The organism is Catellatospora coxensis, from assembly GCF_016862635.1.
In the GTDB taxonomy this organism is placed as follows: Bacteria; Actinomycetota; Actinomycetes; order Mycobacteriales; family Micromonosporaceae; genus Catellatospora; species Catellatospora coxensis.
The window spans coordinates 96,140-116,051 of the sequence record NZ_BONI01000010.1; the positions used below are offsets into that span (position 1 = coordinate 96,140).

Sequence of the window (19,912 nt, forward strand, 5' to 3'; positions counted from 1 at the left end):
CGGGCTCCGCGGACACCTCGCGCCGGTCCGGGGAGCGCCGGCCGCCCGAACCTGGCGGCTTAGGCGGCACGGCCTCCCCGGGCCGGCGCACCCACCCCGGTGACGGGCAGCACCCGGGTCGCACCCGTGCGGGGTATGCGCCCCCGCGCCCGATATCCTGGGCAGATGATCAAGGCAGTGGTGTTCGATGTGGGCGAGACGCTGATCGACGAGACCCGCATCTGGAGCCGCTGGGCCGACCGCCTCGGCGTGCCCCGCTTCGCCATGCTCGGGCTGCTCGGTGGCATGGCTGCGATGGACCGCCCGCACGGCGACGCGTTCGCGCTGCTGCGCCCCGGCCTCGACGTGGACGCCGAGATGGCCGCCTGGGCCGCCGACGACCCCGACGGCCTGCGCGAGAACTTCGACGAGGCCGACCTGTACCCCGACGTGCGCCCGGCCTTCGCCGAGCTGCGCCGCCGCGGCCTCAACGTGATCATCGCCGGCAACCAGCCGCCGCAGGCCAAGGCCGCCCTGGAACGCATGGACCTGCCCGTCGACGCGATCTACACGTCGGCCGAGTGGGGCATCGAGAAGCCGCACCCGAGCTTCTTCACCAAGGTCGCCGAGGTCGCCGAGCTGGCCCCGGCGGCGATCTGCTACGTCGGCGACCGGGTCGACAACGACGTGCTGCCGGCCACCCGCGCCGGTATGCGGCCCGTGCTGGTCCGCCGCGGCCCGTGGGGCTATCTCGGCTCGGAGAAGCCCGAGGCGGCCCGCCACGCGACCATCGTCGACGGCCTCGAAACCCTGCCCGACCTGCTGCGACCCGCCTGATCGGGTGCTGATTCGCCAACCGCCTGCGCCCGCCGTCCGCGCTCCTTAGCGTGGAGGTGATCCGTCGAGGAGGAGCGATGCCCAAGAACAACCAGTCCCGCCGGCACCCGCGCCAGGACAAGCCGCGCGTCGAGCAGGACCAGCCCGGAACGCCGCACGCCGAGCACGACCACATGCCCGGCGAGCACGCGGCCTGGGCGTCCGAGCACGCGCAGGAGCAGTCGCGCCAGCGCGCCATGGCGGCGCGGGAGAAGGCCACCCGTACGCAGATGTCGGTCGGCCAGTCCGGTGTGATGCGCCTGAAGAAGGGCAACCAGCCCCGCGGCGGCCGCTGACCGGTCCGGCAGACCCGGCCCCAGGGCCGTGACCTGCTGCTACCGTTGACCGAATGGAAGGCTGTGATACCAGGCCGGGCCGACGCCCGGCCTGCGCGTACCGGCTGTCACTCCAGGCGGGCCCCAGGTGATCGATGGTGGGCGACCACTGGATACAGCTGGTTCTGGTAGCCGTACTGATCGTGTTGAACGCGCTGTTCGCCGGCAGCGAGATGGCGCTGGTCTCCCTGCGTGAGGGCCAGCTGCGCCGGATGGAGCAGCAGGGTGGCGGCGCCGCGGCCGCCGCGGCGCTGGCCCGGGACCCGAACCGGTTCCTGGCCACCATTCAGATCGGCATCACCCTGGCCGGGTTCCTGGCCTCGGCGACCGCCGCCATCGCCCTCGCCGAGGTGCTGCAGCCCGCGCTCGGCTTCCTCGGCCGCGCCGCGCGGCCCGTCGCCGTCGTCGGCGTGACCCTGGTGCTGACGTTCCTCACCCTGGTCTTCGGCGAGCTCGCGCCCAAACGCGTCGCCATGCAGCACGCCGAGCGGTGGGCCCGCGTCGCGGGCCGCCCGCTGACCGTGCTCGCGAGCATCTCCCGGCCGTTCGTCTGGGTGCTGAGCAAAGCCACCGACCTGGGCGTACGCCTGATGGGCGGCGACCCGCACCGGCACCGCGGCGACGAGATCACCCCTGCCGAGGTGCGCGACATGGTCAGCGTGCACCGCGGCTTCACCGCCGAGCAGCGGCTGATCATCGCCGGGGCCGTGGAGATCACCGAGCGGGTCCTGCGCGAGGTGCTGATCCCGCGCCGCAATGTCTTCACCCTCGACGCCGACATGCCCGTCGAGGTGGCCCGCAAGGAGCTCGCCGGCTCGGGTTACTCCCGCGCCCCCGTCGTACGGCGGCGCAACCTCGACGACACGCTCGGCGTGGTCCACCTGCGCGACCTGCTCGCAGACGACGCGGCCGGCCTGGCCGACCTGGTCCGCCCCGCCCTGCTGCTGCCCGACTCCCTGCACGCCGCGGACGCGCTGCGCCGGTTCAAGCTCGAACACCAGCAGTTCGCGCTGGTCGTCGACGAGCACGGGGCGGTCGACGGCATCGTGACGCTGGAGGACCTGCTGGAGGAGGTCGTCGGCGAGATCTACGACGAGACCGACCGGGACGTGATGGCCGTGCAGCAGGGCGACGACGGCGACATGCTGCTGCCGGGCACGTTCCCGATCCACGACCTGCCCGACATCGGGGTCAACCTGGACGAGCGGCCCGGCGGCGACTACATCACCATCGCCGGGCTGGTCATCGCGATGCTGGGGCACGTGCCGACCCGGACCGGCGAGATCGTGCACCTGGACGGGTGGACGGCGCAGGTGACCTCGGTGGACCGGCACGCCATCACGGAGATCCGGCTGCGCCCCTGCGGCGGCCCGGCGGGCGACGCGCTGTGCCCGCCGAAACCCCGCGCGGGCTGACGGTCCGGCGGCTTCCTTCGCGCGATGGATCATCGCAGAGCCGGCGTGCCATGCGGTGGGTGAGGAACGCCCCCGTCATGTCGATGATCACGCAGACGGTGGCGGGAGCACGCCAGGCGGTGAGGTCAGAGCAGTTTCTGCTTCTTCAGGTAGGAGACCAGTTCGTCGTACGCGCCGCCCTCGTTGGCGAACATCGCCACGTTGCGGGCGGTGGTGAACCACGGCCCGGTGGACGGGCGCACCTCGCGCAGCGCGGCCTCGAAGTCACGCTGCTCGATCATCCGCAGGTCGCCGCTGGTGATGGAGTCGTGCATGGCGTACTCGGTGGCGGTCTCGCACAGGTGCGCCAGGTCCGCGCCGGAGAACTGCTCAGTCGACCCGGCCAGCTTCTTCAGGTCGATGCCCGCGATGGGGCGCTGCCGCAGGTGGTACTCGATGATCGAGCGCCGGGCGGCGGCGTCCGGCGGCGCGACCAGCACCGTGCGGTCCAGCCGGCCGGGGCGGCGCAGCGCCGGGTCGACGTCCCACGGGGCGTTGGTCGCGGCGAGCACGAACACGCCCTCGTTGGCGCCCTCCATGCCGTCCAGCTCGGCCAGCAGCTGGTTGCCGAGGGTACGCATCGCCGAGGACTTCATCTGGCTGCGCTTGTGCCCGAGCGCGTCGACCTCGTCAAGGAAGATCACGCAGGGGGCGTTGCGCCGGGCGGTCTCGAAGATCTCGTGCAGGTTGCGCTCGGACTCGCCGATCCACATGTTCAGCACGTCGACCAGCGAGATCGTGGTGAACTTGGCGCCCATCTCCCCGGCGACCGCGCGGGCCAGGAACGTCTTGCCGCAGCCGGGCGGGCCGTAGAGCAGCAGGCCGCCGCGCAGGCTCTTGCCGTACAGCTCGCGCAGCTTCTTGTTCTTCATCGGCGCGAGGAACGACAGCTCCAGGCGCTTCTTCACGTCGGTCATGCCGCCGACGTCGGCCAGGCGCACGTCGCTGCTCTCCACGTCGAAGACCCGGTCGCCGTCGCCCTTGACGGCCTCGGGCTCGTCGTCGGCGGAGGCGAAGCGCAGCGGCACCGAGTCGGCGAACTGCGCCTCCAGGGCCAGCCAGTTCAGCTCGCCGCCCGCCGCGGGCTGCCCGGCGGCGGGGGCTTCCGGCGTCGCCGCCGCCGGCTGCTCGGGCAGCGGGTCCGCGGGCTGCGACACCGCGGCGGGGCCGCCGAGGGCGCGGGCCATCAGCGCCTGGGCCTGCTCGTGCTGCGGCTGCAGTGCCAGCACCGCCGCGAGCTGAGCGATCGCCTCCCCGGGCCGGTCCGCGGCGACCAGCAGCTCGGCGACGTGCAACCGCAGCGGCAGGTCGTCGGGGCGGGCGGCTACGGCCGCGAGCAGACTTTCGATCAGCGAGGAGCTCATGGCGTGCCATTATGCTGGCTCGTCCCAGGTCGTGGTGCCCCTACCCGCCGGTTCGGGCCGGCTGGAACATCGACCCCCAGAGCAGCGGCGAAGTCACTATGCTGTGCCGACCCGGCCACGCGCCGACGTGACACCCCCACCCCGAGGACCACATGAACGACGACCTGTTCCGCCCGACGATCACCGCCGCGCCCGTGGCCGCCGGCGCACCCCCGTGGCGGCCCTCCTCGATCGTCTACCCGGCGTTCCTCGGCGGCCCGCTGGCCGTGGCGGTGCTCGGGGTGCTCAACGCGCGCCGGCTGTCGCTGGGCCGGAACCAGCAGCTGGCCGTCGCCGCCGCCGGGCTCGCCGCCGTCGCGGCGCGGCTGGCCATGACGGCCCTGCTCGGGCAGACTCAGGCCCGCATCCTGGGCACGGTATTCGGCCTGCTGGTCTGGGGCGTCGTCAACGCCACCCAGAAGAAGGCATTCCGGGCGTACGAGTACGGCTCCGGTGAACCGGCAAGCCTGTTCGGCCCCGGCCTGGCCGCCGTCATCGGCTGCGGCCTGCTGGAGAACATCCTGATCGCGGTGGTGGTGGACTGATGACCGAGCACGCCCACGCCCCGGCGCTGCTGCGCGCGCACGCGCTGCTGTCCGCCGACCGGCCCGAGGACGCGCTGCGCGAACTCGCCGTGCTGCCCGAGTCCGACGCCGGGTCGGCGCTCGTGTTCGAGCTGCGCGCGGCCGCGCTGCTCCAGCTCGAACGCTGGTCCGAGGCGGGCGACGCGGCCCGTGCGGGCCTGGCCGCGGGCGGCCCCGACCCGGACCTGCTCTGCCAGCTCGGCCTCGCCGAACACCGGCTCGGCCGGCCCGAGACCGCCGAGCGGGCGCTGCTCGACGGGCTGGCCATCGCACCGGAGGACGTCAGCCTGCTGTGCGTGTACGCCCGGCTGTGCCTGGAGCACGGCCAGCTCGACAAGGGCCGCCGCCTGGTGGAGCTGGCCGCGGCGCAGGACCCCGACGCGCCGATCGTGTACTCGACCCGGGTCCAGCTCGCCCACGCCGGCGGCGACGACGTGCTCGCCCAGCGGATCAGCCGCGAGTTCGTCGCCGCGCACCCCGAGAACGCGCAGGCGCACGCGCTGCTCGGCGGCACCAGCGCGGCCCGCGGGCAGGTCCGGTCGGCGTACTCGGGGCTGCGCCAGGCGGTCGCCAACGACCCGACCGACCGCGACTACGCGCAGGCCGCGTACGAGGCGCGGATCGGGCTGCACCCGCTGCTGGTGCCGCTGCGCCCGTTCACCCGGTTCGGGCCGGTCAAGACGTGGATCGCGGCGATCGTCGTCATCTACGGCCTGCGCAGCCTCGGCCTGCCGACGCTGTCGGCGGTGGCCGCGGTGGCCTGGTTCGCGCTGTGCGTCTACTCGTGGGTGGTGCCGCCGCTGCTGCGCCGCTGGCTGATGCGCCGCTGGCGCTGACCGGCGGTGCGTCGTGCGTCTTCTTGACGACGAGGCCCTCGAACGGTCCTCGGTGGTGGCGAACAATGCGATGAACCGCGAACGCGGACTCGACGGCGTCAACAGCTATGCCCGCGACCTGGGCCTGCATCCGCTGGACCGGCTCCGGCCCAGGCTCGCCGACCACGGCGCGGCGGCGTGGCTGGACCTGTGCTGCGGCCAGGGCCGGGCCCTGGCCGAGGCCGCCGGCCAGGCGCCGGACGGACTGGAGATCGTCGGCGTGGACCTGGTGGACCACTTCGACTCGCGGGCGTCCGCGCTGGACGGGCTCACCCTGGTCACCGCCTCGGTCGCGCAGTGGCGGCCGGACCGCGCCTTCGACCTGATCACCTGCGTGCACGGGCTGCACTACGTCGGCGACAAGCTCGGCGTGCTCGCCCGCGCGCTGACCTGGCTGTCGCCCGGCGGCACGTTCGCCGCGCACCTGGACCTGGCGAGCATCCAGCTGGCCGACGGCACCCCGGCGACCCGGCTGGTGCGCCGCCTGCTGCGCGAGGCCGGGGTCGCCTACGACGCCCGCCGCCGCGTCGTCACCCGCACCGGCCCGACGGTGCTGGACCTGCCGCTGGAGTACGCCGGAGCCGACGACCAGGCCGGCCCGAACTACACCGGCCAGCCCGCCGTCGACTCCTACTACCGCCCGCTGCGCACCGGCACCCGCCCCGACCCGGTGCCGCCGCCGCGCCGCTCGGTGGTGGTGGACGACCGCGGTGTGCACGTCGTGCACGGCGACGCGGTCGTCGAACCCATCCCGTGGGAGGACGTCCACTACGCCACGGTCTCCCGGTTCGTGGTCGAGATCGCCGGCGTCGACCACCTCGAACTGACCATCGACCTCGTGTACGGCCACTACGTGACCGTGCTCGACAGCGACGAGGGATTCGGCGCGGCCGTGGCCGAGTTCGCCCGCCGGTCCGGCCGCCCCGCGCCGGACCTGTCCTGCCTCGACGCCGGGCACGACGGCGTCGAGCTGTGGCGGCAGCAGTTCTGACGCATCCGGATCCACCGGCCTGGGATTGGCCGTGCCGCGGGCCCCGCCGACCGGGTTAGGGTGCCGGTATGCGGATCAGGATCATCGACGCGTTCACCGACCGGCCGTTCGGCGGCAACCCGGCCGGGGTCGTCGTACTGGACACGGACACGTTCCCTGACGAGGCGTGGATGCAGCGCGTCGCCGCCGAGATGAACCTGGCCGAGACCGCGTTCGCGCACCCGCGCGGCGGGCAGGACTGGGCGCTGCGCTGGTTCACGCCGCTGTGCGAGGTGAACCTGTGCGGCCACGCCACCCTGGCCACCGCCCACGCCCTGGTCGAGGACCAGCTGATCGGCGACCTGGTCGCGTTCGACAGCCGCAGCGGGGTGCTGACCGCCGCCGTCGCCGGCGACGGGGCCATCACCCTGGACTTCCCGGTTTCGCCGCTGACGCCCACCGAGCCCGTGGGAGTCGCCGAGGCGCTGGGCACGCCGGTGCTCGCCGCGTGGGAGACCGGGCCGGCGCTGGGCGACCTGCTGGTCGAGGTCGCCGACGAGCAGACGGTACGCACCCTGCGGCCGGACCTCGGCCTGGTCGCGGCGCTGGCCACCCGCGGGGTGATCGTCACGGCTGCCGCCGCCGACCCGTCGTCCGGGTACGACTTCGTGTCCCGCTTCTTCGGCCCGGCCGTCGGCGTGCCGGAGGACCCGGTGACCGGCAGCGCCCACACCGCGCTGTCCCCGCTGTGGGCCGGCCGGCTGGGCCGTGACGACCTGGTCGGGCTGCAGGCGTCGGCCCGCTCCGGGCTGGTCCGCACCGCCCTGCGCGGCGACCGCGTCGAACTGACCGGCCGCGCCGTCACCGTCCTCGACGGCACCCTGCACGCCTGATCAGCCCACCGCCCAGATCATCGGTTCCTCCAGCACCGTGCCGGCACCGGCCTTGTCCCTGGTCATCAACGGAACGTCCGCAGCCAGCACCAGCAGGCACGAGTGCGCCAGGCTTAGCCGACCGGTGCGCTTCGCGATGGTCCCGACCATGAAACCGTCCTGCGGCCGGCACTCGACGACTTCGACTGTCGGCAGGTCCAGAAGCACATCCAACAGGTCGGCGGTATCGCTGTCGGCGCCCTGGTAGGCCTCGGCGACGCACAGGACCGACGTCGTCATGCTGCGGCCGAGGTCGGCGCAGAAGGACAGCTGGTAAGCAACCTGAATATCGGTACCCTCCGCGTAGGCGAGTAGCGCGCCTGTGTCGAGAACGCGGATCGCCTGGGTCACCGCTCCCGCCGCGCCAGTTCGGCCAGACGCGCGTCGAGCCGACGCCGCCGTTCCGGGTCCGCGCGCCGCGCGTCTGCTTCAGCGACCGATCGTGCGATCCGCTCGTACTCCTCGCGCGGCACCTCTTCGACGCCGACGGCGGCGAGCGCCTTGCGCGTCGCGTCCAGCCGCTGTCTCATCCGCACGGCCTCCGCGATGTATCCGGAGGCGTTGCCATGGGCCCGCACCGCCTCGGCGAGGTCATCCGGCAGACTGATGGTGAACTTGGCGGTCATACCAGTTAGGCTATAGCGGTATGACCCGCATCGGCAATCACCCAGCCGTACGCAGGCGGGCCTTGTTGAGGATCTTCTCCGGCAGAGCGTCGGCCACCAGCAGGCTCGGCAGCAGCTCGGGCTCCAGAGTCAAAGCACGAAACGTCAGCGCCACGGTCACGTCGTGGTCCGGGCGATGCAGCACGGTCACCGGGTCGCCTTCCTTCACCAGGCCCGGGACGATCACGCGCAGGTACGCCCCCGGCAGGGCGCGCTGCGTGAACGTCTTGATCCAGCCCTGCTCGCGCATCTGGTCGGCGAACGTACGGCACGGGATGCGCGGCAGCGACACCTCCAGCACCACCTCGTCGCCGACCTGCCACCGCTCGCCGATGCGCGCCCCGTTGACGTCGACGCCGGCCGTGGTCAGGTTCTCGCCGAACACACCGCCGGCGATGTCGCGGCCCAGCTCCGCCGCCCAGCCGTCGAGGTCCTCCCGGGCGTACGCGTAAACGGCCTGGTCGTCGCCGCCGTGGTGGCGCCGGTCGCAGATCTCGTCACCGACCACGCCGCTGCCCAGCCCGCCCTCCTTCGGCCCGGGCGCGCGCAGCTCGACCGACCCGGCGACCGGGTGCTTGTCGATCCCGGTGACGCCGACGTCGGCGGCGTCACAGCGCTTGGATCTGCCGAGGTTCACGGAGAGTACGGTGCCCATCCGGCCAGCCTAGCCGTCCTCACCTGGACGGCCACCGAGTATCGTCGCCGCCATGATCCGCCCCGCTGTGCCGGCCGACGTCCCGGTGCTCATCGACCTGATCCGCGAACTGGCCGAGTACGAGAAGGCCCCGCAGGAGGCGAAGGCGACCCCGGCGCAGCTGCACGAGGCGCTGTTCGGGCCGCACCCGGCCGCGTTCGCGCACATGGCCGTCGACGACGAGTCCGGCGAGCCGGTCGGCATGGCCATGTGGTTCCTGAACTTCTCCACCTGGCACGGCGTGCACGGCATCTACCTGGAGGACCTGTACGTGCGCCCGACGGCCCGGGGTCGGGGCCACGGCAAGGCCCTGCTGCGCGAGCTGGCCCGGATCTGCCGCGAGCGCGGCTACACCCGCCTGCAGTGGTGGGTGCTGAACTGGAACACTCCCGCGATCGACTTCTACCGCTCGATCGGCGCGAAGCCGATGGACGACTGGACCGTGTACCGCGTGTCCGACGACGCGCTGGCCGCACTGGCCGAGTGAACCGCCCGGCCCGCTGCGGTCATCCGTGCGACCCGCACCCGCCGACCTGGTGTTCGACCCGGTGCCGCAGGTATTCGTCCGAGCTGGTGCGGGCGATGCGGATCGCCTCGTCTACCAGCGGATGCAGCTCAGGCGGGTAGGCGTCGGCGGCGAGCGGCAGCATGGGCAGGATGCTGCGGCGCGCGTCGAGGTCGGGGTCGGTGACGAACACCCGCAGCGCGGTGTGCCGCCAGACGACGGCCAGGTCGGCGCACCGGTCGTCGTCGGGCCGCTGGGGCATGACCGTGTAGTCGTCGTCGCCGAATCCGAGCCCGCGCGCCCAGTACCACGCGCTCGCCGCGCCGGCCCGCTCGGAGCTGCTGCCATGTGCGAGCCGTTCGATCAGTGCGTGCTGCACGCGGCGCAGTCCGTAGCCGGCCAGCATGGGCTTGACGAAAGTTCGGTTGGAGCTGGGGTTCGGGTCGTGGATCGCCGCACGCAGCAGCGCCTCGAACCATTCGGGCTCGGCCGGGCGGGTGTTGAACACCTGGCGCAGTGCCTCACGCGCCAGGGTCTCCGGTCGGCACCACGACGGTTCGTCCGGCGGCTGGACGCCGGTCAACACGATCAGGTCGCGCAGGCACTGTGCGAACTCCGGCTCGCGGCCCACCGGAGCCGGCAGCATGGCGAAGGATGGCGTCTCGTGGACGGTCGTCTGATCCTCTCCCGGCATGTCGACAGTATCCACCCCGCTGCCGCACTCCCGCGTGTGGACGGTGACCAGGGTGTTTGACTGACGGCGGCTGATACCGAAGGCTGGCGGCCATGCTTGATCCGGGGTTGACGCTCGGCGGCCGGTACACGTTGCAGGTGCTGATCGCCCGCGGCGGCATGGGTGAGGTGTGGCGCGCCGAGGACACGGTGCTGGGCCGCCGGGTGGCGGTGAAGGTGCTGCTGCCGAACCTGGCCGTCGATCCCGGGTTCGCGGCCCGGTTCCGGGCGGAGGCGCAGGCGATGGCGGCGCTCAGCGACCCGGGCATCGTCGAGATCTACGACTACGGCCAGGCCGACGGCATCGCGTACCTGGTGATGCAGTTCGTGGAGGGCGAGTCGCTGCTGTCGCTGGTGCGCCGGGTCGGCCCGCTGGAGCCCGCGCGGGCGATGCGGCTGCTGGCCCGGGCCGCGGACGCGATCCACGCCGCGCACCTGCAGGGCATCGTGCACCGGGACGTGAAGCCGGCGAACCTGCTGCTGCGCCAGGACGGGCGGCTGGCGCTGACCGATTTCGGCATCGCCCGGATCGTCGCCGCGGACCGGCTCACCGCCGCGGGCGAGATCTTCGGCACCGCGTCGTACCTGGCCCCGGAGCAGGTGACCGGGGGTGACATCGGTCCGGCGACCGACGTGTACGCCCTCGGGGTGGTCGCGTACGAGATGCTGACGCAGCGCCGCCCGTTCGCCGGGGACACCCCGCTCGCGGTGGCGCTCCAGCATGTCAACGAGCCGCCGCCGGATCTTCCCGGCAGCGTTCCGGAGCCGGTCCGGGCGGTCGTCATGCGAGCGCTGGCGAAGGACCCGGCCGAGCGGTGGCCGAGCGCGGCGGCCCTGTCGGCGGCTGCCTCGGCGGCTGCCGGACCGGGCACACCGGCCACCGCGAGCGCTGCCCCGTCAGGTGCCGGCGGCGCGTCGGCGGGGGTCGCGGCATCCGGTCGGCGGGCGTCCGGGCGGCTGGGCGCGGTCGCCCGGCGGCGGCCCGTGCTGGTGGGCGCCGTGGCGGTGCTGTCGCTGGTGGGGCTCGCCGCGTTCGTGCTGTCCCGGCCCGGGGAACCGGAGTCGCCGCCGCAGGGCTCCGCGGCGTCCCCGTCGGTGACGGCGTCCGGTTCCGTCGTCGCGGCCACCACCGCGGCGCCGACGCCCGTCGCGGGCGCCACGCCGACGCATCGCGCGTCGCCCGCCGCGCCCGCCGGGACCGAGCCGTCGGACGCCCCGGCCGTCTCGCCGGAGCCTGCCGCTGAGACGGCGAATCCCGCCGGATCGCCGAGCCCGCAGTCCACCAGTCGCACCGTGCCCGGCATGTTCAGCTGGCGGGAGGTCGAGGTGCGGGAGGCCATGGACCGGCTCGGGCTGGTGGTGAACATCGAGTACCGGTCGACGCTCGACCAGTGCCACGTCCTGGAGCAGACCCCGGCGGGCGGCACGGTCGTCGCGGCGGGCTCCACCGTCGACGTGGTGATCGGCAAACCGACCGGCGTCTGCAAGGTCACCTGACCCGCCGCTGGGCGGCGATCCGGCTCCGCCTTCCGGATCTAGCAGCTTTATGGTCGTTCCAGCGACCATAAAGCTGCTAGATCCGGAGCGGGCGACCGTGTCCGCCGTCGAGGCGGCGGAAGCGACCGTCACCCGCGCCTGCGAAGTGGTCCGACCATCGTGTGCCACGGTGGCCGGGTTCTGATCCGCTGAGCGGTGCGACGCGCCGGCGGCCCGCCGGGTTCTGATCCGCTCAGCGGCACTACGCGCCGGCGGCCCGGCGGACGGCGATGCGCACGCACAGGACCCCCACCAGCAGCGCCCCGGCGGCGACGTGCAGCAGTCGCACCCCCGTGGCCGCCGGAAGCCCGGCACCGGGCAGCGACGGCACCACGGCCAGTCCGACCAGCGCCGCGACTGCCAACGCGGACCAGAAGATCCGGGGCCGGGTTTCGGCCGGCCGGGCACCGCCGCGGGCGGCCGCGCCGGTGGTCGGGCCCGTGGCGGCCCGTTCGCGACCGGATCGCCGGCCGGCGCGGGCCGCGACGGCGAGCACGACGGCCGCGCCGAGGACGGTACTGGCCAGGTCGGACACCGTCCACCAGGCGATCGGGCTGACGTCGGCCCAGCGCACGCCGAACACGGCCTGGATCCAGCCGTCGGTGTGGGTCAGCCGGTCCCAGGCGAGGTGACTGGCCGCGCCGAGCAGGCACGACAGCACGGTGATCCACCAGCGGTGGCGGTGGCCGGCCAGCGCGGCGTACGCCTGCCAGGTGAAACGTCGGCTGTCGGGCAGGTGGGCTGCGATCGTGCCGATCGAGCGCCGGGCGACCCAGGTGTAGGCCGCCGCGACCGGCAGGCACCACCACAGCAGCGCGGGCCAGGCGTGCGTGTCGGCGAACAGCCGCCCGTCGTCGTCCAGCGCCAGGTAGGCCACGTCGGGCGCGACCGCGCCGGCAGCCAGTGCCACGCCGTCGAACCAGCGTGGCCGCCACAGTTTCAGCGGCAGCACCGGCGCCAGGTGCGAGGGGAACGTCAACGGCACCGCGGGAGCATAACCACACCCGATCCAGCAGGGTCGTGGCTGCTGGGACGACGTCGCCGGTTTGGCGGAGCGGGGCGGGGTATGGGGGCGGCATGACGAAGGATGTGGTGGCGCCGCCTGGCGGGGTGATGACGGACGAGGTCGGCACGATCACCGGGGAACTGACCCTGGAGCCGAAGGTCGGCAAGGACGGCACGGTCACGCTGCGGGCGCAGTACAAGGGCGCCGAGGAGTGGTACACCGTCACCGGCGCGCGGATCAAGGTCCCCGACCCGGGCGACGACGCCGCCGTGGACCGCGCCGCCCAGGACCTGCTGGCCCGCTTCATCCCCTGACGAAGGACGCGGGGGTGGGAGCCGGACCGGGCGAGATAGTGTGGCGATCATGCGTTATCGGGCACTGGGAAAGTCAGGGCTGGTCGTCTCGGCGGTCGGGCTGGGCTGCAACAACTTCGGGTGGCGGCTGGACCTGAACGGCACGCGTGCCGTGGTCGACGCCGCGATCGACGCGGGCATCACGTTCTTCGACACCGCGGACATCTACGGCCGGGCCACCGCGATCGGGGCGTCGGAGTCGATGCTGGGCGAGGTCCTCAAGGGACGCCGTGACCAGGTCGTGCTGGCGACCAAGTTCGGCCACCAGGGCGCGGACATGGGCTACGGCCCGGCCGCGGGCGCCAAGGGCGGGCGGGCATACATCCGCCGGGCGGTCGAGGAGTCGCTGCGGCGGCTGAACACCGACCACATCGACCTGTACCAGCTGCACACTCCGGACCCGGTGACGCCGCTGGCGGAGACCCTGGCCGCGCTGCACGAGCTGGTCGTCGAGGGCAAGGTGCGCTACATCGGCAGCTCGCAGTTCGCGGGCTGGCAGATCGCCGACGCGGCCCGGCTGGCCGAGCAGATGGGCGTGACGCCGTTCGTCAGCGCGCAGAACCACTGGTCGATGCTGGAGCGCGGCAGCGAGATCGAGGTCGTGCCCGCCGCCCGGCACTTCGGGCTGGGGGTGCTGCCGTTCTTCCCGCTCGCCAACGGCCTGCTGACCGGCAAGGTGCGCCGCGGCCAGGACGCGCCGTCGGACAGCCGGCTGGCCAAGGACCAGGCCGGGTTCATCACCGACGAGCGCCTCGACACCGTCGAGGCGCTCGCGGGCTGGGCCGAGGCCAACGGCCACGAGCTGGGCAAGGTCGCGATCGGCTGGCTGGCGGCGCAGCCGGGCTGCGGGTCGGTCATCGCCGGGGCGACCAGCCCCGCGCAGGTCGCCGCGAACGCGGCCGCCGCCGACTGGGAGCCGACCGCGGCGGAGCTGGCCGAGCTGGACAAGCTCGCGCCGCTGCCGACGCTGTGACGAAGGGGGAAGGGTCCGTGACCGGGGTCGAGGTCGTCGAAGTACCCGAGAGCAGCCGGTACGAGGCCCGCGAGGGCGGCCGCCTGCTGGGCGTGCTGACGTACCACCGCAAGCCGGGGTCGATCGTGTTCGACCACACCGGCGTCGAGCCGGAGGCCCGCGGGCGCGGCATCGGCGCGATGCTGTGCGCGGCGGCGCTGGCCGGGGCCGCCGAGGACGGCGTGCACGTGGTGCCCCAGTGCTCCTTCGTACGCCGCTGGGTCGAGGACAACCCGCGGTACCTGCCGCTGATCGAGCGGGCGTAAATCACTGGCAGCACGGTGGGGCCGGCCGTTAGGCTGGCCCCACTATGGAGCTGTGACATCACCGACCGGCCTGTGACCTGAGGCTGCGACGACCCGACCGCAACGCGGGGGCGTCGCGCGACGCCCGGCAGGCTTCGTTATCGAGTTCCCCTCGGTGGTGTTCATGCCTGCGCAAACCCTCATCGCGACCGACCTTGTCAAGATCTTCGGCGACCGTCGAGTGCTCGACGGCGTCAGCCTCACCGTGTCTGCCGGGCGCCGCGTCGGCCTCGTCGGCGAGAACGGCGCGGGCAAGTCCACGCTGCTGCGCCTGCTCGCCGGGGCCGACACCCCGGACTCCGGCACCGTCACCCGCCCCGACGACCTCGGCCTGCTGCACCAGGAGCTGCCGTACTCCCCCGGCGACACCGTCGGCGACGTGCTCGCCGAGGCGCTGCGGGAGAGCCGCGAGCTGCTCGGCCTGCTCGACGAGCTGGCCCGCGACCTGAGCGACGCGGACCGGCTGGACGCCTACGGCCACGCGCTGGCCCGCGCCGAGCAGCTCGACGCGTGGGACGCCGAACGCCGGGCCGAGCTGGTCCTGCACGGCCTCGGCCTGGCCGACGTCGCCCGCGAGCGCACCCTGGGCACCCTGTCCGGCGGGCAGCGCTCCCGGGTCGCCCTGGCCGCCCTGCTGGTACGCCGCCCCGCGGCGCTGCTGCTCGACGAGCCCACCAACCACCTCGACGACCAGGCCGTGGCGTTCGTCGAACAGCAGCTGCGGCAGCTGCCCGGCGCGGTCGTCGTCGCCAGCCACGACCGGGTGTTCCTCGACGAGGTCTGCACCGACATCGTCGACCTGGACCCCAGCGACGACTCCCCCGGCGGCCTGGTCCGCTACGGCGGCGCGTACACCGAGTACGTACAGGCCAAACGGGCGCGGCGGGCCCGCTGGGAGCGCGCGTACGCCGACCAGCAGACCGAACTCGCGGCGCTGCGGCTGTCCGCGGCGACCACGGCCCGGCAGGTCGCCCCCGGCCGGGCCCCGCGCGACGCCGACAAGATGGGCTACAAGTTCCACGGCGCACGGGTCCAGGCCCAGGTGTCGCGGCGGGTCCGCAACGCCGAGCAGCGCCTGGCCGTGCTCGAACGCGACGCGATCAGCAGACCGCCCGCGCTGCTGAGCTTCCAGGCCCCCGCGCTGACCACGGCCGGCGAGGACACCGCACTGACGCTGCGCGACGTGCACGTGCCCGGCCGGCTGCGGCTGGACCGCCTCGACCTGCCCGCCGACGGGCGGCTGCTGGTCACCGGGCCGAACGGGGCGGGCAAGTCCACGCTGCTGTCGGTGCTCGCCGGGCGGCTGCGCCCCGCCGAGGGCAGCGTCACCCGCCGCCGCGGGCTGCGGGTCGGCCTGCTCGCCCAGGACGACCGGTTCGACGACCCGGCGGCCACCCCACGGGCGCTGTACGACCGCTGCCACGCCGAGGTGCCGCTGGTCGAGCTGGGCCTGGTCGCCCCGCGCGACCTGGACCGGCCCGTCGGCGCGCTCAGCGTCGGGCAGCGCCGCCGCGTCGCCCTGGCCCTGCTCATCGCCGACCCGCCGCACCTGCTGCTGCTCGACGAGCCCACCAACCACCTGTCCCCCGCGCTCGCCGACGAGCTGGAGGACGCGCTCGGCCGCGCGCCGGGCGCGATCGTGGTCGCCAGCCACGACCGGTGGCTGCGCCGCCACTGGCAGGGGGCGCGACTGGACCTCGTCTGCTAGGAAGGTGGGAGCGTCGGTCGAGTGGACCCGCACCCCAGAGGAGATGCAGTTCAGTGGTTTTCAAGAAGATGCTCGCCGCGTTCGGCGTCGGCGGACCGTCAGTGGACACCGTGCTCGCCACCCCCGTCGTGCAGCCGGGCGGCACGCTCAGCGGCACCGTGCACATCAAGGGCGGCGACCATGACACGCTGATCGAGTACGTCTCCGTCGGCCTGGTCACCCGGGTCGAGGTGGAGGGCCACGACAGCGAGTACGACGCCACCGTGGAGTTCCTCCGGGTCCACCTGACCGGGTCGTTCACCCTGGCCGCGGGCGCGCAGCAGTCGTTGCCGTTCTCGATCGACGTGCCCTGGGAGACGCCGGTCACCCGGTTCTACGGCACGCCGCTGCACGGCATGACGATGGGCGTGCGCACCGAGCTGTCGGTGGCCAAGGCCGTCGACAAGACCGACCTCGACCCGGTCGGCGTCGAGCCGCTGCCGCTGCAGGCCGCGGTCATGGCCGCGTTCAGCCGGCTGGGCTTCCACTTCACCCGCGCCGACCTGGAGCGCGGCCGCATCCACGGGGTGCACCAGACGCTGCCGTTCTACCAGGAGATCGAGTTCCACCCGTCCCAGGCGTACGCGGGCCGCATGCGCCAGCTGGAGCTGACCTTCGTGACCAGCCCGCAGGGCATGGACGTGGTGCTCGAGTTCGACAAGCGCGGCTTCCTCGGCTCGCACGACACGTTCAGCCGCCACCACGTCTCGCACGCCGAAGCCGGCCGCGACGACTGGCACACGGTCGTCGACGGCTGGATCCGCGGCGCGCTGGAGCGCCACGGCTCCGGCCACGGCTACAGCGGCCACGGCGGGCACGGCGGCCACGGATTCCACGGCAGCCACCACGGTCACGGCGGCGGGCACGGCATGGGCATGGCGGCCGCGGGCGCGGCGGCCGGTTTCGTCGGCGGCATGGTCGCCGGCGAGGTCGCCGAGGAGGTCTTCGACATGGACATGGACTTCGGCTTCGGCGACGAGTAACCAGGCATGCGGCCGCCGTCCCCGCCGGGACGGCGGCCCGGCATGATCATCCGATGTGCCGGGCACCTGTGCGTATCTTGCGCCCGCTTTCACCCACCTGCCTGGCAAGTCGAACGATCATGGTGCGACCCGTCCCCGGCTTGGCACGGGTGCAGCGGCGCTCGCGCCCTACTGCACCGTCGCGGCGGCGTTCTGGATGAGCTTCGCGACCTGGTCGGGGTGGGAGATCATCACGACGTGCGAGGCGCCGTCGACGACGACGGTCTCCTTCGACCCGGCCCGCTGCGCCATGAACGCCTGCGCCTGGGCGGGGATGTTCTTGTCCGCCGACCCGTACACGAACCACGACGGGATGTTCTTCCACGCCGCGTTGGCCGACGCCTCGTTCAGCGCCGCCTCGGTGATCGGGCGCTGGCCCGCCGCCATCAGCGCGGCCTGCTCCGCGGGCACGTCGGCGGCGAACTGGTCGCGGAACTTGGCCTGGTCGATGAACAGGTCGTTGCCGCCGCCCGGCAGCGCCACCGGCTTGGCCAGCGCCGGCCCGAGCGTGCTGCCCGGGAACTTGGCCGACAGCGCCGCCGCCGACTCGCCCACCTCCGGCGCGAACGCCGCGACGTACACCAGGGCCTTGACGTTCGGATTGCCCTCGGCCGCGTTGGAGATCACACTGCCGCCGTAGGAGTGGCCGACCAGCACGATCGGCCCGCTGATGCTCTTGAGCACGGCGGCGACCTCGGCGGCGTCGCCCTTGACGCTGCGCAGCTCGTTCGGCACCGCCACGACCGGATAACCCTGCGCCTGCAGCAGCGGGATCACACCGTTCCAGCTCGACGAGTCCGCGAACGCACCGTGTACCAACACGATCGTCGGTTTTGTCTGTTTCTGCGCGGCCGTGGCCGGCGTGGCCACCACCGCGAGCGCCGTGACGGCGGACAGGGCGAGCACGCCCAAGAACCTGCTGCGGCCGATCATGGCCGACTCCTTCCATCCCGGTTACGGCCCGGGGGTCGGCCACGACCCAACCTACGCCAGGCCGGCGCGGTGCCACCGGACTTCCCTCGAGACCGCCCACCGCCGCCCTCGATCACGGGCCGCGCAGTCGCTATGGTTGCCGGGTGTTCAAGGCCCTCGTCTGCTTCATGCTGCTCTTCATCGCCATCGGGGCGATCGGGATGTGGCTCGCCACCCAGCGCCGCAAATCATGATCCACAGCACCCCCGCACCGGCCCGTGGACGCCGGTAGCCTCAGCCTGCTGCTGACCGCCGCCACCGCCGCCGGGTGGGTGGACGCCGTGGTCGGCGGCGGCGGACTGCTCCTGCTCCCGGCCCTGCTCATCGGACTGCCCCCGCAGGTGCCGCTGGCGACCGCCCTGGGCACCAACAAGATGACCGCGATCGCCGGGACCACCAGCGCCGCGATCACCTACGCCCGGCGCACCCGCATCGACTGGCGCGTCGCCGGACCCGCCGGAGCCATCGCCGTGTTCGTGTCCGGCCTCGGCGCGTGGCTGGCCATCGAACTGACCCCCAACAAGGACGTCTACCGGCCCGTCGTGCTGGCCATCCTGGTCGCCGTCGCGCTGTTCGTCACGTTCCGCCCGAACAACGGCATCTACGCCCACCCCGAACGCCGCACCCGCGAGCGCGCCGTACTCGCCGTGGCACTCGCGGGCGGCGTCATCGCGCTGTACGACGGCATGATCGGACCCGGCACCGGCACCTTCCTGGTGCTCACCTTCACCACCGTCATCGGCGCCGACTTCCTGCACGGCTCCGCCATGGCCAAGATCGTCAACGCGGGCACCAACCTCGGCGCGCTCATCGTGTTCGCCGCAGGCGGCCACGTCTGGTGGCAGCTCGGCGCGGCCATGGCCGTCTGCAACATCATCGGCGCGCAGCTCGGCGCCCGGATGGCCATCAGACGCGGCTCCGGCTTCGTCCGCATCGTGCTACTCGTGGTGGTGCTCGCCCTGATCGCCCGGCTGTCCTACGACCAGTGGCTGGCCTGACCGCCACCGCTCCGCCAGCGCATGCGCGGCGACCCGCTCGATCACCAGGCTCACCGCGGGCCAGTGCTCCCGGCCCGGCCTGGTGATCGAGAACATGCGCCGCCGCACCGGCACCCCCGGCATCGGCACGAACCGCACCCCCGGATGCTCCGGCAGGTGACCGGGCACCAGCGCCACCCCCAGATCCGCCGACACCAGGTCCAGCACCAGATCCATGCTGTCCGCCCGATGCTCGATCATCGGCTGGTACGCCGCCAGCGCGCACACCCGCACCGCCAGCTCGTCGTCGGCCGGGCCGCGCGAGTTCACCACCCACGACTGCCCCGCCAGCGCGCACAGCCGCCCCGGCGCGTCGATCCGCTCCGGCAGGTCCCGCTCCGCCGGCACCGCCAGCACCATCGGCGTCTCGCACAGCTGCCGCACCGTGTACCCGTCCCAGCCGCGCGGCACCAGGTCGTAGTCGTACACGAAACCCAGGTCCACCCGGTCCTCGGCCAGCAGCCGCAGCACCTCCGGCGGCTCCTGCTCCTGCAGCAGCAGCTGCAGCCCCGGATGCGACACCACCAGCTCCCGCACCACCGGGATCAGATCCCCCGACAGCACCGACGCGTACGACGCCACGTGCACCGCCCCGCCCGGCTCCCCGCCCCGGGCCAGCGCCGCGCGGGCCGCGTCCACCGCCGCCAGGATCGGCCGCGCGTGCGCCACCAGCCGCCGCCCCGCCGGAGTCAGCCGGACCGTCCGCCCCGTGCGTTCGACCAGCGGCGCGCCCACCTCCCGGGTCAGCGTGGCCAGCTGCTGCGACACCGCCGACGTGCCGTACCCGGTGGCCTCGGCGACCGCGCGCAGCGTGCCCCGGTCCGACAGCTCGACGAGCACGCGCAGCAGCCTGGTGTCCACGCCCCCATCATCCGCGAATCGCGGACGGTCCGTCCGCAGACCCGTGGTGGACGGCGT

Annotated in this window: 23 protein-coding genes; 15 read left to right on the top strand and 8 right to left on the bottom strand. The window is 73.3% G+C overall.

Features of this window, described 5'->3' with window-relative positions; all coding sequences use genetic code 11:
* The first annotated feature begins 165 nt into the window (after positions 1–165).
* The 3 genes from Cco03nite_RS08325 to Cco03nite_RS08335 all read left to right on the top strand — a co-directional run bounded on the left by Cco03nite_RS08325 (position 166) and on the right by Cco03nite_RS08335 (position 2,605).
* Entirely contained in the window at positions 166–816 is a 651-nt protein-coding gene (locus Cco03nite_RS08325) for an HAD family hydrolase (RefSeq protein WP_239167207.1), read from the top strand.
* Positions 817–893: 77 nt separating this feature from the next.
* Positions 894–1,151: a hypothetical protein gene (locus Cco03nite_RS08330; RefSeq protein WP_203690644.1), complete on the top strand. Its 258-nt coding sequence runs from the start codon at positions 894–896 to the stop codon at positions 1,149–1,151.
* 137 nt (positions 1,152–1,288) lie between these two features.
* Positions 1,289–2,605 (top strand): hemolysin family protein, encoded by a 1,317-nt coding sequence (locus Cco03nite_RS08335; protein ID WP_203690779.1) that lies wholly within the window; start codon positions 1,289–1,291, stop codon positions 2,603–2,605.
* A 125-nt stretch (positions 2,606–2,730) separates the two neighbouring features.
* Here the strand turns inward: Cco03nite_RS08335 and Cco03nite_RS08340 are convergent, their stop codons facing one another.
* Positions 2,731–4,008 (bottom strand): ATP-binding protein, encoded by a 1,278-nt coding sequence (locus Cco03nite_RS08340; protein WP_203690652.1) that lies wholly within the window; start codon positions 4,006–4,008, stop codon positions 2,731–2,733.
* 152 nt (positions 4,009–4,160) lie between these two features.
* On the opposite strand from Cco03nite_RS08340, the gene Cco03nite_RS08345 reads away from it, so the two are divergent.
* The 4 genes from Cco03nite_RS08345 (at position 4,161) to Cco03nite_RS08360 (ending at position 7,369) form a co-directional block, all read left to right on the top strand.
* Entirely contained in the window at positions 4,161–4,592 is a 432-nt protein-coding gene (locus tag Cco03nite_RS08345) for a hypothetical protein (RefSeq protein WP_203690654.1), read from the top strand.
* Positions 4,592–5,467 (top strand): tetratricopeptide repeat protein, encoded by an 876-nt coding sequence (locus tag Cco03nite_RS08350; RefSeq protein ID WP_203690656.1) that lies wholly within the window; start codon positions 4,592–4,594, stop codon positions 5,465–5,467. Before Cco03nite_RS08345 ends, Cco03nite_RS08350 begins: the two co-directional genes overlap by 1 nt.
* 13 nt (positions 5,468–5,480) lie before the next feature.
* Positions 5,481–6,497: a class I SAM-dependent methyltransferase gene (locus Cco03nite_RS08355; RefSeq protein WP_239167208.1), complete on the top strand. Its 1,017-nt coding sequence runs from the start codon at positions 5,481–5,483 to the stop codon at positions 6,495–6,497.
* Between the two features lie 68 nt (positions 6,498–6,565).
* Positions 6,566–7,369 (top strand): PhzF family phenazine biosynthesis protein, encoded by an 804-nt coding sequence (locus Cco03nite_RS08360; RefSeq protein WP_203690658.1) that lies wholly within the window; start codon positions 6,566–6,568, stop codon positions 7,367–7,369.
* Here the strand turns inward: Cco03nite_RS08360 and Cco03nite_RS08365 are convergent, their stop codons facing one another.
* From Cco03nite_RS08365 to Cco03nite_RS08375, 3 genes are read right to left on the bottom strand one after another with little or no spacing between them, the layout of a single operon-like run.
* The gene (locus Cco03nite_RS08365) at positions 7,370–7,759 is read right to left on the bottom strand and encodes a hypothetical protein (RefSeq protein ID WP_203690660.1); all 390 of its coding nucleotides are present in this window, start codon (positions 7,757–7,759) and stop codon (positions 7,370–7,372) included.
* Positions 7,756–8,034: a hypothetical protein gene (locus Cco03nite_RS08370; protein WP_203690662.1), complete on the bottom strand. Its 279-nt coding sequence runs from the start codon at positions 8,032–8,034 to the stop codon at positions 7,756–7,758. The genes Cco03nite_RS08365 and Cco03nite_RS08370 overlap by 4 nt, the downstream gene beginning before the upstream one ends.
* Before the next feature lie 37 nt (positions 8,035–8,071).
* Positions 8,072–8,728, bottom strand: coding sequence for an MOSC domain-containing protein (locus tag Cco03nite_RS08375; protein WP_203690664.1), 657 nt, complete (start codon positions 8,726–8,728; stop codon positions 8,072–8,074).
* Between the two features lie 52 nt (positions 8,729–8,780).
* On the opposite strand from Cco03nite_RS08375, the gene Cco03nite_RS08380 reads away from it, so the two are divergent.
* Positions 8,781–9,254 carry a GNAT family N-acetyltransferase gene (locus Cco03nite_RS08380; RefSeq protein ID WP_203690666.1) on the top strand — a complete coding sequence of 158 codons (474 nt, stop codon included), beginning with the start codon at positions 8,781–8,783 and terminating at the stop codon, positions 9,252–9,254.
* Positions 9,255–9,273: 19 nt separating this feature from the next.
* Here the strand turns inward: Cco03nite_RS08380 and Cco03nite_RS08385 are convergent, their stop codons facing one another.
* Positions 9,274–9,966, bottom strand: a complete 693-nt coding sequence (locus Cco03nite_RS08385; RefSeq protein ID WP_203690668.1) for a hypothetical protein — start codon at positions 9,964–9,966, stop codon at positions 9,274–9,276.
* A gap of 92 nt (positions 9,967–10,058) precedes the next feature.
* Between Cco03nite_RS08385 and Cco03nite_RS08390 the strand changes: the two genes are divergently transcribed.
* Positions 10,059–11,501: a protein kinase domain-containing protein gene (locus Cco03nite_RS08390; RefSeq protein WP_203690677.1), complete on the top strand. Its 1,443-nt coding sequence runs from the start codon at positions 10,059–10,061 to the stop codon at positions 11,499–11,501.
* Between the two features lie 241 nt (positions 11,502–11,742).
* Here Cco03nite_RS08390 and Cco03nite_RS08395 read toward each other — a convergent pair whose 3' ends face one another.
* Positions 11,743–12,525 (bottom strand): DUF4184 family protein, encoded by a 783-nt coding sequence (locus Cco03nite_RS08395; protein ID WP_203690679.1) that lies wholly within the window; start codon positions 12,523–12,525, stop codon positions 11,743–11,745.
* A 92-nt stretch (positions 12,526–12,617) separates the two neighbouring features.
* On the opposite strand from Cco03nite_RS08395, the gene Cco03nite_RS08400 reads away from it, so the two are divergent.
* From Cco03nite_RS08400 to Cco03nite_RS08420, 5 genes are all read left to right on the top strand, one after another.
* Positions 12,618–12,860 carry a hypothetical protein gene (locus Cco03nite_RS08400; protein ID WP_203690681.1) on the top strand — a complete coding sequence of 81 codons (243 nt, stop codon included), beginning with the start codon at positions 12,618–12,620 and terminating at the stop codon, positions 12,858–12,860.
* 49 nt (positions 12,861–12,909) lie between these two features.
* The gene (locus tag Cco03nite_RS08405; RefSeq protein WP_203690692.1) at positions 12,910–13,872 is read left to right on the top strand and encodes an aldo/keto reductase; all 963 of its coding nucleotides are present in this window, start codon (positions 12,910–12,912) and stop codon (positions 13,870–13,872) included.
* Between the two features lie 17 nt (positions 13,873–13,889).
* The gene (locus Cco03nite_RS08410) at positions 13,890–14,177 is read left to right on the top strand and encodes a GNAT family N-acetyltransferase (protein ID WP_203690694.1); all 288 of its coding nucleotides are present in this window, start codon (positions 13,890–13,892) and stop codon (positions 14,175–14,177) included.
* A 163-nt stretch (positions 14,178–14,340) separates the two neighbouring features.
* The gene (locus tag Cco03nite_RS08415; protein ID WP_203690696.1) at positions 14,341–15,924 is read left to right on the top strand and encodes an ABC-F family ATP-binding cassette domain-containing protein; all 1,584 of its coding nucleotides are present in this window, start codon (positions 14,341–14,343) and stop codon (positions 15,922–15,924) included.
* A 53-nt stretch (positions 15,925–15,977) separates the two neighbouring features.
* Positions 15,978–16,946, top strand: coding sequence for a sporulation protein (locus Cco03nite_RS08420; protein WP_203690698.1), 969 nt, complete (start codon positions 15,978–15,980; stop codon positions 16,944–16,946).
* A 168-nt stretch (positions 16,947–17,114) separates the two neighbouring features.
* Here Cco03nite_RS08420 and Cco03nite_RS08425 read toward each other — a convergent pair whose 3' ends face one another.
* On the bottom strand, positions 17,115–17,918 hold the full coding sequence (locus tag Cco03nite_RS08425) for an alpha/beta fold hydrolase (RefSeq protein WP_203690700.1): 804 nt from the start codon (positions 17,916–17,918) through the stop codon (positions 17,115–17,117).
* A 257-nt stretch (positions 17,919–18,175) separates the two neighbouring features.
* On the opposite strand from Cco03nite_RS08425, the gene Cco03nite_RS08430 reads away from it, so the two are divergent.
* On the top strand, positions 18,176–18,955 hold the full coding sequence (locus Cco03nite_RS08430; RefSeq protein ID WP_203690708.1) for a sulfite exporter TauE/SafE family protein: 780 nt from the start codon (positions 18,176–18,178) through the stop codon (positions 18,953–18,955).
* Here Cco03nite_RS08430 and Cco03nite_RS08435 read toward each other — a convergent pair.
* The gene (locus tag Cco03nite_RS08435) at positions 18,896–19,855 is read right to left on the bottom strand and encodes a LysR family transcriptional regulator (protein ID WP_203690710.1); all 960 of its coding nucleotides are present in this window, start codon (positions 19,853–19,855) and stop codon (positions 18,896–18,898) included. The genes Cco03nite_RS08430 and Cco03nite_RS08435 overlap by 60 nt on opposite strands.
* Positions 19,856–19,912: the final 57 nt, after the last annotated feature.